Below are 13,910 nucleotides of genomic sequence, written 5' to 3'. Positions count from 1 at the left end.
GCATGGGTTCCACAGGTATCAGGCCCAGCGACGGAAGATCAACGATGTGTTGACTCCGCCAAAGGCAAAGTTGTTGTTCATCACGTAGTCGTTGTGCATCACCCGGAACTCGTCACGCAGGTAATCCAGTTCGCCGCAGCGCGGGTCGACTTTATCGAGGTTAAGCGTGGGAACGTAGCGGTCGCGGTTCATCATTTCGATGCTGAACCAGGATTCCAGCGCCCCACAGGCGCCCAGGGTATGGCCAAAAAAGCTCTTCTGCGAACTGATGGGCATGTGTTTGCCGAACAGCTCGCTGGTGGCCAGTGTCTCGGCAATATCACCCTGTTCGGTGGCGGTGCCGTGGCCGTTTACATAGCCGATGGCATCCGCGCCAATACCGGCGTCTTCCAGTGCCAGTTCCATCGCCCGGCGCATGGTGCCGACTTCCGGGCGGGTGGTGTGCTGGCCGTCGGCATTGCTGCCAAAGCCGACGATTTCTGCGTGGATATGGGCGCCACGGGCCAGTGCGTGTTCCAGCTCTTCGAGTACCAGCATGCCGCTGCCTTCGCCGATCACCAGGCCGTCACGACCACTGTCGTAGGGGCGTGGGCTGGTGTGCGGGGCGTCGTTTTTCAGGCTGGTGGCGTACAGCGCGTCAAACACCATCGCTTCGGTGGGGCACAGTTCTTCGGCGCCGCCGGCGAGCATCAGCGGCAGGCGGCCGAACTTGATGGCCTCGTAGGCATAGCCGATCCCCTGGCTGCCGCTGGTGCAGGCACTGGAGGTCGGGATCAGGCGCCCGGTCAGGCCAAAGAAGATGCTGATATTGGCCGCTGTGGTGTGCGGCATCATCCGTACGTAGCTGTTGGCATTGAGGCCGTCTGCCACCGAGTTGAGCAGCATATTGCCGAACGCCATGATCTCGTCGGTGCTGCCGGTGGACGAGCCGCAGGCTACGCCCATGCGCCCGTCGCGAATGATCGGGTTGTCGAGCAGGCCGGCGTCCTGCAGGGCCTGCTCTGCAGCGCCGACGGCCAGCCGCGACACGCGGCCCATGCTGCGCAGTTGCTTGCGGGTCCAGTGGGCGGGCACCACAAAGTCATCAATGGGGCCGGCCAGTCGGGTGTTAAGTTCAGCGAAGCGGTCCCACTCGTCCATGCGCCGGATACCGCTGCGCCCGACCACAAAGTTGGCTTCGATACTGGCCCAGTCACTGCCCAGCGAGGTGATACCGGCCATGCCGGTGACAACGACGCGTTTCATCAGCACAACCCTCCGTTGACGGCCAGCACCTGGCGGGTGATATAGCCCGCTTCGGCCGACATCAAAAAGTTGACCGCCCCCGCGACTTCTTCGGGGGTGCCCATGCGTTGGGCGGGGATCATTTTCATCAGTTCGTCTACCGGTACGTTTTCGTCAAGCATGGCGGTGTCGATCAGCCCCGGCGCGACGCAGTTGACGGTGATTTTGCGTTTGCCCAGCTCGATGGCCAGAGCCTTGGCGGCGCCGATCAAACCGGCCTTGGAAGCGCTGTAGTTGACCTGCCCGCGGTTGCCGATCAGGCCCGAGACCGAAGTAATGCAGACGATACGCCCGGCTGCGCGGCGGCGGATCATCGGCATCATCACCGGGTGCAGCACGTTGTAAAAGCCGTCGAGGTTGGTGCGCATCACCACGTCCCAATCGTCTTCGCTCAGCGCTGGAAAGGCGCCGTCGCGAGTCAGGCCGGCATTGAGCACTACGCCGTAGTAGGCGCCGTGGGTTTCAACGTCGGCTTCCAGGATGGCTTTGCATTGGGTGCGATCCGATACGTCGAATTGCAACACCCGGGCACTGCGACCCAAGGCGTGTACTTCGGCCATGACGGCATCGGCTTCGCTGCGGCCGCTACGGCAATGCAGGACCAGATCGAAGCCGGCTTGGGCCAGGCGCAAGGCGATGGCGCGGCCAATGCCACGGCTGGAACCTGTGACCAGAATGGACTCAGTCATGGCGGGTCTCCCGGGGTGTTTGAGCAAGGTAGGTGTCAGCCTGGGGCGGACGGAACACGTTCAGGCGGGCGCTGGCATGGATACCGGGGCCGGTGAGGTGACACTCGAATACGCCCATGCCGTTGTCGTCTTCCAGTGAGCGCAGGGCGTGGATATGCAGCGGGGCGCCGAGCGGGAAATGTTCGACGTTACATTCAAATTTACGTGTGCCCAACAAAAAGCCCAGCGCCACGGGGCGGCCCTGCAAGCGGGCGCGACAACCGGCGTAGGCCGCGACGCTTTGCGCCATCAACTCAATGCCTGCCCAGGCGGGCAGGCTACCGTCTTCGCGGTTGAACAGGCCGCCGGCTTTTACGATCAGGCGGGTTTCAATCTGCTCTTCATCAAACGCCAGGACCTGATCGATCAGGATCATGTCGCCAGCGTGGGGCAGCAGTTCGGCGAGTGGCCAGTCAATCATGGGGCCTCTCCGATAATCAGGCTGACGTTATTGCCGCCGAAGGCAAACGAATTGCTCATCAGGCAGCGCTGTGGGGCGGGTGCGAGGGTCTGGCCGGGGGTAACCCAGTTTAGCGCCGGCAGCGCCGGGTCGCCTTGGCCGTCCCAGACATGGGGCGCCAAAGCACCACCGTGGCTCAGGCTCAGCCAGCAGAAGGCAGCTTCCAGCGCGCCAGCCGCACCCAGGGTATGGCCGGTCATGGGTTTGGTCGACGAACACGGCACACCGTTGGCGAACACCTGCGACACGGCGTGGCTTTCCATCGCATCGTTGTGCTGGGTGGCGGTGCCATGCAGGTTCAGGTAACCGATCTGAGCGGGCTGTAAACCCGCGCGCCCCAAGGCTTTGTGCATGGCTTGTACGGCGCCGCGGCCGCTGGGCTCCGGGGCGGAAATATGGTGCGCGTCACTGCTGGCGCCTGCGCCGAGCAGAGCGATGGTGTGGCCGTTGGCGGGGTGCCTGCTCATCAAGAACAGCGCTGCCGCTTCGCCGATATTGATGCCTCGACGGTTGACCGAAAACGGGTTGCAGCGCTCATCCGCCACCGCCTCCAGCGCCGAAAAACCGTTGAGCGTCAATTTGCATAGCGTGTCGACACCGCCGCACATCACTACGTCGCACAGGTTCATGTCCAGCAACCGCTGGGCGCTCATCAGCGCCCGGGCGCTGGAGGTACAGGCGGTGGAGATCACATAGGCCGGCCCGCTGATGTTCAGCCAGTCGGCCAGGAACGTGGCCGGTGCACTCAGCTCTTGTTGCTGATAGCTGTAATCAGCGGGGAACTGCTGATGCTGCAGGTAATGGGCAATGCCCTGACTGGCTTCATCAATGCCCGAGGTACTGGTGCCCAGCACGATGGCAATACGATCGCGGCCGAAGGTAGCGATTGCTTGCTCAATATCGCCCTGTATTTGCAATGCGGCTTCGAGCAACAGTCGGTTGTTGCGGCTGTTTTGCTGTTCGAGCCCAGCGGGGATCGCTGCCAGTTCGCCGCTTACCGCGCCGATGGTCGGCGAGCGTTCAGGCACCCAGCCGCTTTGCCGCTGCATGCCCGAGCAGTCACCGGCAAACAGTTTGCTCGCCACTTCGGCGGGGCCTCGGCCCAGAGAGCAGACCACGCCCAGTGCGTTGAGGTAAGCAGTCATGGGGCGGCCTCCAGCGGGCTGATTGTGTAATGCAGATCGCCCTTCATATCGATGCGAAATGCCTCGGGTTGCTGGTAGTGCACTTGCCAGCGCTGTTCAATAACTCGCAAGTCAGCCGCAGTTTTTGCTTGTGGATAATTGTCCGCCAGCTCAGTTGCCGGTGTCAGTGCAAACAATAGCGCGGCGAAGAGTTCGCGGGCCTCGGGGTTGGGCGGCAACAGACCGTCGGCCTGCCAGGTTCCGTCTTGCAGTAATTGGCGCGCCAGCGGAATACCCAGGGGGTCCATCAGCGACCAGCGTAGGGCAGGTCCTTGCTGCTGGATCACCAGCAACCAGTCTTGCCGTTGTTCGGCCTGCTCGCGCTGGATATGCAATTGCATGGGCAGGGCCAGGGTTGGCGTTTTCCTGGGCAGCGGCAAGCTGGTGCAGCTACTGAGCAGCATGCACATCACTAACCACACAAACATTATCCGTGTGGGAGCGGGCTTGCTCGCGATGCAGGCAACTCGGTTCATCTGATTCACAGCAGCGATCCTGTCGCGAGTAAACCCGCTCCCACAGGGGATTGGGGTTTGCGCGCCACCACGTTGACCAGGGTTTCATCACGCTGGCCCACCGGTTTTGGCTTTAGCAAGCCAACCCGCTCCAACAGGCCGAAGTCCTTGGAGCGACTCCACCACAGGTAAGGATAGGAGATATTCTGTGGCTCAAATTCAAAGCCCTGGTCACGGATCATCTCCAGGTATTGCGCTGCGCTTTTTTGCACATGCATGGGGTGACGGAACAGCCAGCGGATCACCCAGGTATCGATATAGGCTTCGGTGGACTCGGCAAACAGCAAGTAACCACCGGGCTTGAGCACCCGGTAGAACTCGGCCAATGCCCGGTCCTGTTGCACCAGGTGATGAAAAGTCTGGTGGCAGAACAGGATGTCGATACTGTCATCGGCCACCTTCAGCTCGGCGCAATCGCTGCCGATCAGCTCAATGTCGATGCCCTGACGCCGGGCTTCTTCGGCGCTCAAGTGCAGGCTCAGGGGATCAGCATCGAGGCCGATCAGGCGCTTCGGTGCGAAGGTTTTGTCCAGGTACTGGAACGATTTGCCCTGGCCGCAACCGGCATCGAGGATCACCGGCGCGGTTGGCAGTTCATCACTGAACAGGCTGCGCAGGTCATTGATGGCCACCCGCAGTACATGGTGCTGCCAGGTGTGGCTGCGCAAGAACCAGAACCCCAGGCGGGTTTCTTCAACGTAGGTATCGCTCAGAGGTTTCATGCGGGCTCCGTGGCGCAGATATCCGACAGCATGCGCAAACGGCGCCTGGACTCGCTGACAAAGGGGTTGCTTTCGTCCCAGGCATAACCGGCCAGGATCGAGCTGATCATGCTGCGAATATGCGGCTGGCTACCGGGGTGGTAGATCACGTCCTGGAAGGTGCCGGCGTACCAGCCTTCAACATAGCAACGGAAGGTGTCGACCCCGCGCTTGAGCGGTTCGGCAAACTCGCTTTGCCAGTCCACCGCCTCGCCTTGCAACTGACGGTGCAGCACGCCCGCCGCCATGCTCGCCGAACGCATGGCGATGGTTACGCCCGAGGAGAACACCGGGTCGAGGAACTCGGCAGCGTTGCCCAATAGTGCAAAACCGGGGCCGTGCAGGGTTTTGACGTTGGCCGAGTAACCGCCCAGGGTACGGGCCGGAGTGTCCCATACGGCATTGGCCAGCACCCGTTGCAGACTGGGGGTTTCATCGACAAAACTGCGCAGGCAGGTGTCGAGGTTTTCACTGCGGCCTTCGAAATGCCCGGCTGCCGCCACCACGCCCACCGACGTGCGGCCATTGCTGAACGGGATGCTCCAGAACCAGATGTCGCGCTGGGTCGGGTGGGTGGTAATAAGGATTTTGTTGCGATCAAAACCTGCGTAATCGATACGGTCTTCCACGTGGGTAAACACCGCCTGACGCAGCGGAAAGTTCGACGGTGCTTCAAGGTCGAGCAAGCGCGGCAATACGCGGCCGTAGCCGCTGGCGTCGAGAATGAAGTCAGCTTCAACCTGATAGCGGCTGGTGTCTTCGCGCTCAATGTGCAGGAGCGGTTTGGCACGCTCGATATCCGTGCTGATCACGGTTTCGCCATAACGGATTTCGACACCTTGCAGCGCGGCTTGATCGGCCAGCAGTTTGTCGAAGTCCGCGCGTTGCACCTGAAAGGTGGTGGGTTTGCCGTTACTGAAAGTGTCACCAAAATCGAAGGCGCTGTATTGCTCGCCCCAGGCGAAGGCAGCACCGTTTTTCAGCTGGAAGCCGGCGGCCTGCACCGCGTCCAGCATGCCCGCTTCTTCGATGAAGTCGATGCAGTGCGAAAGCAGGCTTTCGCCAATCGAAAAGCGCGGGAAGTGCTGGCGCTCGATAACCAGCACATCGTGGCCCTTGCGTTTAAGTAGGGCCGAGGCAATGGCGCCGGACGGTCCTGCACCGATGACTACAACCTGACGACGTTCCATTTCTATTCCTGACACAGGCGCTCCTTGCCGGGTACCACGGCAGACTTCAAGGGGGGGTTGCTCATACCCGCCAGCGCCGGCAGCAGCGTGGCGATGAGGCTCATCAGTATCAACGCGAAGTACAACGCGGGACTGATCAGCTGTTGTTGCAGCAGCAAGTTGAGGAATACGATCTCACTCAACCCGCGAATGTTCAGCAGCAGGCTTTCACGCCATCGGCTGGCGCCTGCAAACGAGGGCGTGGCCCAGCTCAGTCCGAGCCAGTTGCCCAGCAGTTTGCTGGCCATCGGCAGAAGCAACAGGGCCGCCAGTTGCAGCGGGCTTATCTGGCCCAGGGCGCTGTGTACATCAATCTGCACAATGCCGAACGTCAGAATCAGCGGGATCGCCAGCGTGGTCTGCATGCGCTCAAGCCACACGGCCTTTAACGGCATCACCAGCGGTACCTTGAGCCATGCCATGCAGACCAGATAGCCGACGCCAAATATCAACGCATTGAGGCGGTAATGTTCAGCCACCACCAACAGTGCGAAAAAACTCAGGCTGTAGCACAGCGGCTGACGAATGCGCAGGCCGCGCATCAGCAGCGGCAATAAAGCCCCGGCCAGCGGCAGTAATACACTGCTCAGGTTCAGGCTGCCCTGGGCCAGGCCGAACAGGCTCCAGCAGGTCAGGTCGATCACAATTGCGCTTTGCACCAGGCGACGGGAGGCAGCAGGCGGGTAGTCGATATGGCGCAGGTACAGGTACAGCACCGGGATGGCAGTGATGGCAAACACCAGCCCCACGGCCAGCGAATTCAGCCAGGGTTGCTCGGGCAACAGCCAGACGGCGCAGGCGAGCCCGCTGACGAAGGGCACGGCAAAGCTGGGCAGGGCGATTTTCAGGCTCTGGCGGTCCAGTCGCAGATCAATCACGTCGCTCAAAATGGTCCCCAGCAACAGGGCGAAGCTCAGGCTGTAAAGGCTTTTGAGCCAGACCGGCGCCACCAGTTGCGCACCGTTGAGCTGCCAGTGCGGCTCGATCCAGAACAGCATCAGCAACGGCAAACCGATGGACGCCAGCAACAACTGGCTGACAATCGGGATCATGCGAAAGCGCCGACCCACGTGAGTGGCCAGCGCAAACAGGACTAACGCCAGCAGCCAGAACAGACCCGTCAACACGGCTTATGCTCCTGTTTACCGGCCCAGGGGGCGAGGATAAAGCTGAACGCCAACCCCAGGCTCACCGACAAGCCGAAATTGCTCACCGCCGGTGTACTCGACACCGCCAGCAAGCCAAACGACAGCCATGTGGTCAGGGCGGCCAGCAAGGTGCCCAGCAAGCTGACGGCCGCACCACCGATTTGCTCGCGCATCAGGATCGCGTAGTCGACGCTGATGGCGGTGACCAGCAATAAGCCGAACAGGCTGAACAAGGTCAGCGGCTGGCCCAGCCAGCCAAGGCTGGCGAGGCTGCACAGGGCGGCGAGGAGCGGCAGCGCAACGATGCGCAATGCTCCGCCAAAGCCGAACGGAGCGATCAATAGCACGACGATCAGCGCGCATGACAACAGCTTCAACTCAGCAGCGCTGATTTGTGTGGCCGCAAACACTTTGTTCAAGTCCCCCAGGCGATCCACCAGTTTCACACCGGGCAAGTCCTGCGTTTGCGCACGCAACAGGCTGGCATCATTTAAACCTTGCAGGCTGACCATCGCGGCGACGCCGTCGGTATTTTTGCCCAGCCATAGTGCTCGCCATGGTTCGGCCAACGGGCCTGCCAGCGCATCGTCGATTGACTGATCGGGCAAGGCTTGCAACTGCGCCAGCTCGGTTTGCAAGGCGCTTTCGGGTACGCCCAGCGCCAGCAGCGGCTGCCAGTGTTGAGGCAGCGCGCTGAGGGCGGCGCGCAATCGTTGTTGCTCGCCGGGCTGGCTGACCAGTTGGTTGAGGGCCAGAAAGCCTTGCAACTTGCCGCTGCCGATCAACTGTTCCAGGCGCTGGCTCAGGCTGCTCTGGCGCTCCAGTAATTGCTGTTCGTTGTCGGCGCGTACCAGAAAGAACTGGCTGGTTGGCTGATAGCCGGTGATGCGCGCAATGGCCTGGGCTTCGTTCATCAACTGTGGCGGGGCGCCGACCCATTGGCGGATGTCGTTTTTGCTGGTGAGCTGCCACAAGCCGGCGGCACAAAAGGTCAGCAGCAGTGCCAGCAGCGCAGCCGTCGGGACTTTTTCCAGCAGTGCTGCGCGTGCATCAAGCAGACTTTGCGCAATGTTCAGTGGCCATTGCGCAGGACGCAACTCGACGCCTTTGAGCAGCGCCGGCAGCAGGCACACCGCACTCAAGTAAGCGCCGATCAACCCGGCCGCGGAAAAAAGGGCGATTTGTGTCAACGCCGGGAAGGGCGTGAAAGCCAGCGCCAGATAACCGATGCAACTGGTGGCCAGGCTCAGGCTCAGACCGGGCAAGGTCAGGCGCAAGGCGGGCCAGCTGCGCCAGGGTCTCAGGCTCCAGCTTTTGGACAGGTAATGCAGGGGGTAATCCACCGCCACGCCGATCAGGCTGGAGCCCAGCACCAGTGTCATCACGTGCATGCTGCCAAACCACGCGACACAGGCCACGGCGCCAAACAGCATGCCCACCAGCACTGGAACGAAGGCTAGCAGCACGCGCCAGCGCCGGAAGGCCAGCAGCAACAGCAGCAAAATACCCACCGTTGCACCACCGCCGACCCAGGTGATTTCCCGGCTGGCTTGTTGTTGCCCGCTGGCGGCATACAGCAGGCCGCTGGCGGCGAGTAATTGCACGTCGTTTTTAGCGACCTGCTCACGGCTCTGTTCGAGCAGTTCGGCGACCCGCAGAGGCAGCTTCATATCGAATGCATTGCCTTGCGTACGGGCGCGCAACAGCACCCAGCTTTTGCCGTCGGCATCGGCAATCAGGGCGCCGCTGCCAATGTCCAGTTGCACCGCACCGCGTTGCGGCTGGCTGTTTTGAATGCGACCGGTCAGGCCCAGCCAGTCATCCTGGCTGGGCACCAGGCTAAAGCCGGTAAAGGGGTCGAACAACGCCTGCACCCGCTGCTGGATAAAGGCCTCGGGGTGTTCGATCAACTGGGTACGGTCGGCGTTCGAGAGCATCGCCAGACGCCCGCGCAGCAGTTGCTCGCGCAGGGCCGGGAGGTCGGCTTGCAGGTCCCACTGGACCTTTTCAAACAGGCCGCTGGCTTGCCATTGCTCGCCCAATTGTTGAGCGCTGGCGATCGCCTGCTGACGGTCTGCACTGGCGACCAGCACCAGCATTTCGCGGTTCAGGGGCTCTTGCATGCGCTGTTCGGCGCTGAGCTCCAGCGCATCCGGTGTGTCGCCCGGCACCAGCTCCATCAGGTTGGCCGACAGCGGCGCACCGTGGCGCCACTGCCAGCCAGCCAGTGCCATCACGGCCAGCAACAGAACCAGAAAGGCCCGTGGCAGCCAGCGCTCACTGCGCAAAGTCGTTTTGCTCCGCGTTGCTCAAGGGTTGATTGCCGACGCTGTTTGGCATTTTTAGCAGCGTGCTGTCACCTTGGGCTTCTTGCAGTTCGATACGTTGCACCAGCTCGCCGCCTTCAATATTGATCCGGGTGAACACTTGCTTGAGCAGCAGTGAACGTGGTGTCAGCGTCAGCGCCCAGCGGCTGGGTTCGCCTTGTAATTGCAGGTCGAAATCACGTTGCAGGCCGCTGCTGTCGCCTTGCAAAACAGCGAGGAACAAACGGTTCTGCTCAGCGCCCGCGCTTTTGCCCGGGAGCATCTGCCATTGCGTGCCGTCGCGTCGGGCGATGCCCCGGGCGTTGATGCGGTAATCCTGTTGCAGCGGGGTTTTCAGTTGCCAGAGCAGGCCGTGGTCCTTGGCCAGGACAAATGTGCCGGTGCTGGTGAGTGGCTTGGGCAGCGCGCGCAGGTGTTTTTCCTGGATGAAATCACCGTGGATCACCTGGGGCTTGGCCAGTTGTTCGCTCAGTTGTTGCAGGTCGAAGGCGTGGGCCAGTGGGGTGAACAGCAAGGCGGCGAACAGCAATGAGAGACGGGTGCGGCCTTTGCCCTCTCCCAGAGGGAGAGGGGGCAGAATGGCTGAGTTCTTGAGTGCGCCGCGGTCAATCCCCTCTCCCTTTGGGAGAGGGCTAGGGTGAGGGGCTTTTGATCCATTCATGACAGCACCCGCTCTACAGCCCGCACAAAACACCCAGGCGAGGCCAATTGCATCTCCCGGCTCTCAATTTCAACTGCCACCTGCACTGTAACTGCCCTAGTCAAACGCTCACCCGTGACCGCATCGCTAATCAGATAATTAATCTTCAGGCGGTTCTCCCATTCCACCAGGCTGGCGCGCACGTTGATCCGCTGGCCGAACGTGGCGCCGCGGACATAACGCAACTGCATGTCGATCACCGGCCACGCATAACCCGCTTCGAGCATCTGCGTGTAGTTGTGACCGATATGGTCAAGCAGCGCACAGCGCGCCACTTCGAGGTATTTGACGTAATGCCCGTGCCACACCACGTGCATGGTATCGATGTCGAAAAACGGCACCAACACTTCGGTATCAACGTGAAAAACCCCTTTACTACGCATGCAGCCTCCAGTGTTGTTGGGCGATGCGGCTCAGGCACAAACGCAGTTCGGCTTCCAGGGCGCGGTCTTCAACCACGGGGGCAAAATCTTTGGCCAGTTCGGCATGCATCTGCGCCAGCGCCGGCGGCAACGGGCGAGCGTCTTCGGCACGGCTGCGCAGCCAAACGCCCTGATGGGCAGCCAGCAAGGTGGCCGCTGCCACCTGCTCGGTCAACTCCAGTACGCGGATCGCATCACGAGCGGCGATGGTGCCCATGCTCACCTTGTCCTGGTTATGGCATTCCGTGGAGCGTGAGAAGACGCTGGCCGGCATGGTGTTTTTCAATGCCTCGGCAGTCCAGGCGCTGGTACCTATCTGCACCGCTTTAAAGCCGTGGTTGAGCATTGCCCGTTCTGCGCTGGCGCCCGACAGGTTGCTCGGCAGGCCGTGGTTGTAGCGTACGTCCACCAGCAGGGCGAGCTGGCGGTCGAGCAGGTCGGCGACGTTGGCCACCAAGGTCTTGAGGCTGTCCATCGCAAAGGCGATATGGCCGCCGTAGAAGTGCCCGCCGTGCAGTACGCGCTCCTCTTCGGCGTCAATGATCGGGTTGTCGTTGGCGCTGTTGAGTTCGGTCTCGATAAACCCGCGCAGCCAGCTCAGGCTGTCTGCCAGCACGCCCAGCACATGGGGCGCGCAACGCAGCGAGTAGCGGTCTTGCAGGCGATGCAACGGTGCGGTGGGGGTATCGATGGCGAGGTCCTGACGGATCCAGGCAGCGACCTGCATTTGTCCCGGGTGCGGCTTGGTGGCAAACAGGCGTTCGTCAAAGTGCTCGGGGTTGCCTTGCAGCGCCACCACGTTGAGGGCGGTGATGCGCGTGGCCAGTTTGAGCAGGTAGTCGGCGCGGGCATAGGCCAGGCAGGCGAGGCCGGTCATCACGGCGGTACCGTTCATCAGTGCCAGCGCTTCCTTGGGCCGAAGTACCAGCGGTGTCCAGCCCAGTTCCCGGTGCACATCTGCTGCAAGGCGGCGCTCGCCCTTGAACAGGACTTCGCGTTCGCCCGACAGGGTTGCGGCCACGTAAGACAGTGGCGTCAGGTCGCCACTGGCCCCCACCGAGCCTTCTTCGGGGATCAGTGGCAGGATGTCGTGGGCAATAAAGGCCTGCAATCGTTCCAGCAACTCTATGCGCACCCCCGACACGCCGTGGCACAGCGACTGCAAGCGTGCCGCAAGCACCGCGCGGGTGGCTTGCGCATCGAGCAATTTGCCCAGGCCGCAACCGTGGAAGGTGTAGAGGTGGCGGGGCAAGGCTTCGACGTGCTCCAGCGGCACCGCAACCACGCAGGAGTCGCCGTAGCCGGTGGTTACGCCATAAATCACGCCTTCCTTGTCCAGCAGCGAGTCGAGAAAGCGCGCGCCCTTGGCGATGCGCTCGCGGTAGTCGGGGTCGTCCTGCAGCCGCGTTGGCGCCTGACGATTGGCCAGGGCCAGCACGTCTTCAATGCGCAACGGGGTTTGGCCGAAGGTTACTGGCTCATGCGGATGCGTCGTCATCGGTCTTCCAGAAAGGGTAAAAGTTGAACCATTGTTGCGGTGCCTGCAGGCAGTAGTAGCCCAGGCGGTCGGCGTAGAGCGTGGCCCAGTCGTCGATCACCTGCTCGCGGTTATTGCGTCGCCACACCACTTCGCGGGCAAAGGGTTCGAGGATGACTCGATAACGGCCTTTGTGTTTGAGGCAGAACATCAGATTGACCGGGCATTTGAGCAGTCCTGCCAGCAACCACGGGCCTTGGGGGAATGCTGCCGTATAGCCGAGGAAACCGACCTCTATATGGCGCCCGCCATTGAGTGGTACGCGGTCACCGGCGATGGCCAGCCATTCGCCGTTTTCCAGGCGCTGGTTGAGTTGCAGCATCACCGCCGGGTTGAGTTCACTGACCTGAATCAACCGTAAATGGCTGGCCCCGGCTTCGCCCAGCAGGCGGTTGAAGTGTTCGGCATGCCGGGTGTGAACCAGCACATTCATGGTCACCTGCTCGCCCAGTTCGGCGAGCGCACGGCAGACTTCAAGGTTCCCCAAGTGGGCGCCTACCAGCATCTGCCCGCGTTCGCCGCGCAGTTGATTGCGCAGCAGCGCGGGGTCAACGATTTCGATGTCTTCGATCTTGAGACGGCCATTCCATACATCGAGCTTGTCGAGCAGGGCGTCGGCAAACGCCATGAATTGCCCGAATACCCGCCAGCGAGTAGGGCGCAACTCGCTTTGCTCGCTCCAGTCGGCCAGGCGCTGCTGGTATTGCCAGATGCTGCGTCGTGCGCGGCCGCCGAACACAAAGAAGTACAGCACAATGGCGTAAAGCACCGGGCTGAGCACACGTCGGCCCAGCAACCTGACGCCCAGGGCGGTGAGCTTCATCAGCCGGAAACTGCCGCGCTCTTTGTGGGCAGCCCAATGCTGTTGAGGTTCATTCATGCTTTGCAGCGCCTCCAGAGGATGCCCGGCAAGCGTATCAACATGCCGAAAAACAGCTTGGTGTGCATGCTCGAAATCAGCGCATTGTCATGGAACAGGCGAAAGTGCGAGAGACCGTCCTGCGGGTAGTGGACCTGGGTCGGCAGCCAGCACATCGGCTGGTTGCGCCACGCCAGGCGAACCAGGATCTCGGGGTCGAAATCCATGCGCTTGCCCAGCGTTACCGAGTTGATCAGTGCGAGGGTCGGCGCCAGCGGGTAGACCCGAAAACCGCACATCGAGTCGGGAATCTGCAATGAAAGGCTGTTGATCCACACCCACACATGGGTCAGGTAACGCGCATACAGGCGGCCCTTGGGCACGCTGGCATCGTATTGTGGGTAACCGCAGACCAGCGCTGCAGGGTTTTGCTGTGAAACCCGCATGAAAGTAGCGACGTTGCGCAGATCGTGCTGGCCATCTGCATCCACTTGCAGGGCATGGGTAAAGCCCAGTTGCATGGCTTCACGAAGACCGGCCATGACTGCGCCGCCTTTGCCCTGATTGACGGCCAGACGAATGAGGAAGATGTTTTCGCCACGGGCAAGCTCACCAAGAACAGCGGCGCAAGCGGGGCTGCTGGCGTCGTCGACCAGCACACAGGGCAAACCGGCGGCGCGCAGGGCCGCGACCACGCCAGGCACGGCGGTTTCGTGGTTGTACACCGGGATCACGGCGCAGGGGTTATGCACGGGA

General features: G+C 61.7%; 14 protein-coding genes. All 14 read right to left on the bottom strand.

Annotation, left to right across the window (positions count from 1 at the left end; genetic code table 11):
* Positions 1-18: 18 nt before the first annotated feature.
* The 14 genes from V6L81_RS01390 to V6L81_RS01325 are packed head-to-tail and all read right to left on the bottom strand — an operon-like array spanning position 19 to position 13,906.
* On the bottom strand, positions 19-1,245 hold the full coding sequence (locus V6L81_RS01390) for a beta-ketoacyl-ACP synthase (RefSeq protein WP_095000869.1): 1,227 nt from the start codon (positions 1,243-1,245) through the stop codon (positions 19-21).
* A complete protein-coding gene (gene fabG / locus V6L81_RS01385; RefSeq protein ID WP_095000870.1) occupies positions 1,245-1,973 on the bottom strand; it encodes a 3-oxoacyl-ACP reductase FabG in 729 nt (242 codons plus the stop codon). The genes V6L81_RS01390 and fabG overlap by 1 nt, the downstream gene beginning before the upstream one ends.
* Positions 1,966-2,433, bottom strand: coding sequence for a hotdog family protein (locus V6L81_RS01380; protein WP_095025232.1), 468 nt, complete (start codon positions 2,431-2,433; stop codon positions 1,966-1,968). The genes fabG and V6L81_RS01380 overlap by 8 nt, the downstream gene beginning before the upstream one ends.
* Positions 2,430-3,617, bottom strand: coding sequence for a beta-ketoacyl-[acyl-carrier-protein] synthase family protein (locus V6L81_RS01375; RefSeq protein ID WP_338660433.1), 1,188 nt, complete (start codon positions 3,615-3,617; stop codon positions 2,430-2,432). The genes V6L81_RS01380 and V6L81_RS01375 overlap by 4 nt, the downstream gene beginning before the upstream one ends.
* Entirely contained in the window at positions 3,614-4,132 is a 519-nt protein-coding gene (locus tag V6L81_RS01370) for a DUF3261 domain-containing protein (RefSeq protein WP_165446537.1), read from the bottom strand. Before V6L81_RS01370 ends, V6L81_RS01375 begins: the two co-directional genes overlap by 4 nt.
* 5 nt (positions 4,133-4,137) lie before the next feature.
* On the bottom strand, positions 4,138-4,893 hold the full coding sequence (locus V6L81_RS01365; protein WP_095000874.1) for a class I SAM-dependent methyltransferase: 756 nt from the start codon (positions 4,891-4,893) through the stop codon (positions 4,138-4,140).
* Complete coding sequence (locus V6L81_RS01360; RefSeq protein WP_404824648.1) at positions 4,890-6,122, bottom strand: NAD(P)/FAD-dependent oxidoreductase; 1,233 nt, start codon at positions 6,120-6,122, stop codon at positions 4,890-4,892. Before V6L81_RS01360 ends, V6L81_RS01365 begins: the two co-directional genes overlap by 4 nt.
* Before the next feature lie 2 nt (positions 6,123-6,124).
* Positions 6,125-7,288 (bottom strand): sodium:proton antiporter, encoded by a 1,164-nt coding sequence (locus V6L81_RS01355; RefSeq protein ID WP_095020169.1) that lies wholly within the window; start codon positions 7,286-7,288, stop codon positions 6,125-6,127.
* The gene (locus tag V6L81_RS01350; protein WP_372241740.1) at positions 7,282-9,543 is read right to left on the bottom strand and encodes an MMPL family transporter; all 2,262 of its coding nucleotides are present in this window, start codon (positions 9,541-9,543) and stop codon (positions 7,282-7,284) included. Before V6L81_RS01350 ends, V6L81_RS01355 begins: the two co-directional genes overlap by 7 nt.
* 43 nt (positions 9,544-9,586) lie before the next feature.
* Positions 9,587-10,297, bottom strand: coding sequence for an outer membrane lipoprotein carrier protein LolA (locus V6L81_RS01345; protein WP_315266784.1), 711 nt, complete (start codon positions 10,295-10,297; stop codon positions 9,587-9,589).
* Positions 10,294-10,719, bottom strand: coding sequence for a thioesterase family protein (locus tag V6L81_RS01340; protein ID WP_095000878.1), 426 nt, complete (start codon positions 10,717-10,719; stop codon positions 10,294-10,296). The genes V6L81_RS01345 and V6L81_RS01340 overlap by 4 nt, the downstream gene beginning before the upstream one ends.
* Positions 10,712-12,256 carry an aromatic amino acid ammonia-lyase gene (locus tag V6L81_RS01335; RefSeq protein ID WP_338660431.1) on the bottom strand — a complete coding sequence of 515 codons (1,545 nt, stop codon included), beginning with the start codon at positions 12,254-12,256 and terminating at the stop codon, positions 10,712-10,714. Before V6L81_RS01335 ends, V6L81_RS01340 begins: the two co-directional genes overlap by 8 nt.
* Positions 12,237-13,175, bottom strand: coding sequence for a glycosyl transferase (locus tag V6L81_RS01330; RefSeq protein WP_095000880.1), 939 nt, complete (start codon positions 13,173-13,175; stop codon positions 12,237-12,239). The genes V6L81_RS01335 and V6L81_RS01330 overlap by 20 nt, the downstream gene beginning before the upstream one ends.
* The gene (locus tag V6L81_RS01325; protein ID WP_095000881.1) at positions 13,172-13,906 is read right to left on the bottom strand and encodes a glycosyltransferase family 2 protein; all 735 of its coding nucleotides are present in this window, start codon (positions 13,904-13,906) and stop codon (positions 13,172-13,174) included. The genes V6L81_RS01330 and V6L81_RS01325 overlap by 4 nt, the downstream gene beginning before the upstream one ends.
* Positions 13,907-13,910 lie beyond the last annotated feature (4 nt).

The sequence above is a fragment of the Pseudomonas bubulae genome (genome assembly GCF_037023725.1).
Classification (GTDB): Bacteria; Pseudomonadota; Gammaproteobacteria; order Pseudomonadales; family Pseudomonadaceae; genus Aquipseudomonas; species Aquipseudomonas bubulae.
This window is presented reverse-complemented; position numbering and strand designations above follow the sequence as displayed.

What these genes read in the sequence shown, in the direction of transcription:
- V6L81_RS01380 (WP_095025232.1), bottom strand. Translation starts at nt 2,433, where the DNA reads ATGATTGACTGGCCACTCGCCGAACTGCTGCCCCACGCTGGCGACATG.
- V6L81_RS01360 (WP_404824648.1), bottom strand. Translation starts at nt 6,122, where the DNA reads ATGGAACGTCGTCAGGTTGTAGTCATCGGTGCAGGACCGTCCGGCGCC.
- fabG (WP_095000870.1), bottom strand. Translation starts at nt 1,973, where the DNA reads ATGACTGAGTCCATTCTGGTCACAGGTTCCAGCCGTGGCATTGGCCGC.
- V6L81_RS01375 (WP_338660433.1), bottom strand. Translation starts at nt 3,617, where the DNA reads ATGACTGCTTACCTCAACGCACTGGGCGTGGTCTGCTCTCTGGGCCGA.
- V6L81_RS01330 (WP_095000880.1), bottom strand. Translation starts at nt 13,175, where the DNA reads ATGAATGAACCTCAACAGCATTGGGCTGCCCACAAAGAGCGCGGCAGT.
- V6L81_RS01365 (WP_095000874.1), bottom strand. Translation starts at nt 4,893, where the DNA reads ATGAAACCTCTGAGCGATACCTACGTTGAAGAAACCCGCCTGGGGTTC.
- V6L81_RS01340 (WP_095000878.1), bottom strand. Translation starts at nt 10,719, where the DNA reads ATGCGTAGTAAAGGGGTTTTTCACGTTGATACCGAAGTGTTGGTGCCG.
- V6L81_RS01335 (WP_338660431.1), bottom strand. Translation starts at nt 12,256, where the DNA reads ATGACGACGCATCCGCATGAGCCAGTAACCTTCGGCCAAACCCCGTTG.
- V6L81_RS01345 (WP_315266784.1), bottom strand. Translation starts at nt 10,297, where the DNA reads ATGAATGGATCAAAAGCCCCTCACCCTAGCCCTCTCCCAAAGGGAGAG.
- V6L81_RS01390 (WP_095000869.1), bottom strand. Translation starts at nt 1,245, where the DNA reads ATGAAACGCGTCGTTGTCACCGGCATGGCCGGTATCACCTCGCTGGGC.
- V6L81_RS01350 (WP_372241740.1), bottom strand. Translation starts at nt 9,543, where the DNA reads ATGGCACTGGCTGGCTGGCAGTGGCGCCACGGTGCGCCGCTGTCGGCC.
- V6L81_RS01370 (WP_165446537.1), bottom strand. Translation starts at nt 4,132, where the DNA reads ATGAACCGAGTTGCCTGCATCGCGAGCAAGCCCGCTCCCACACGGATA.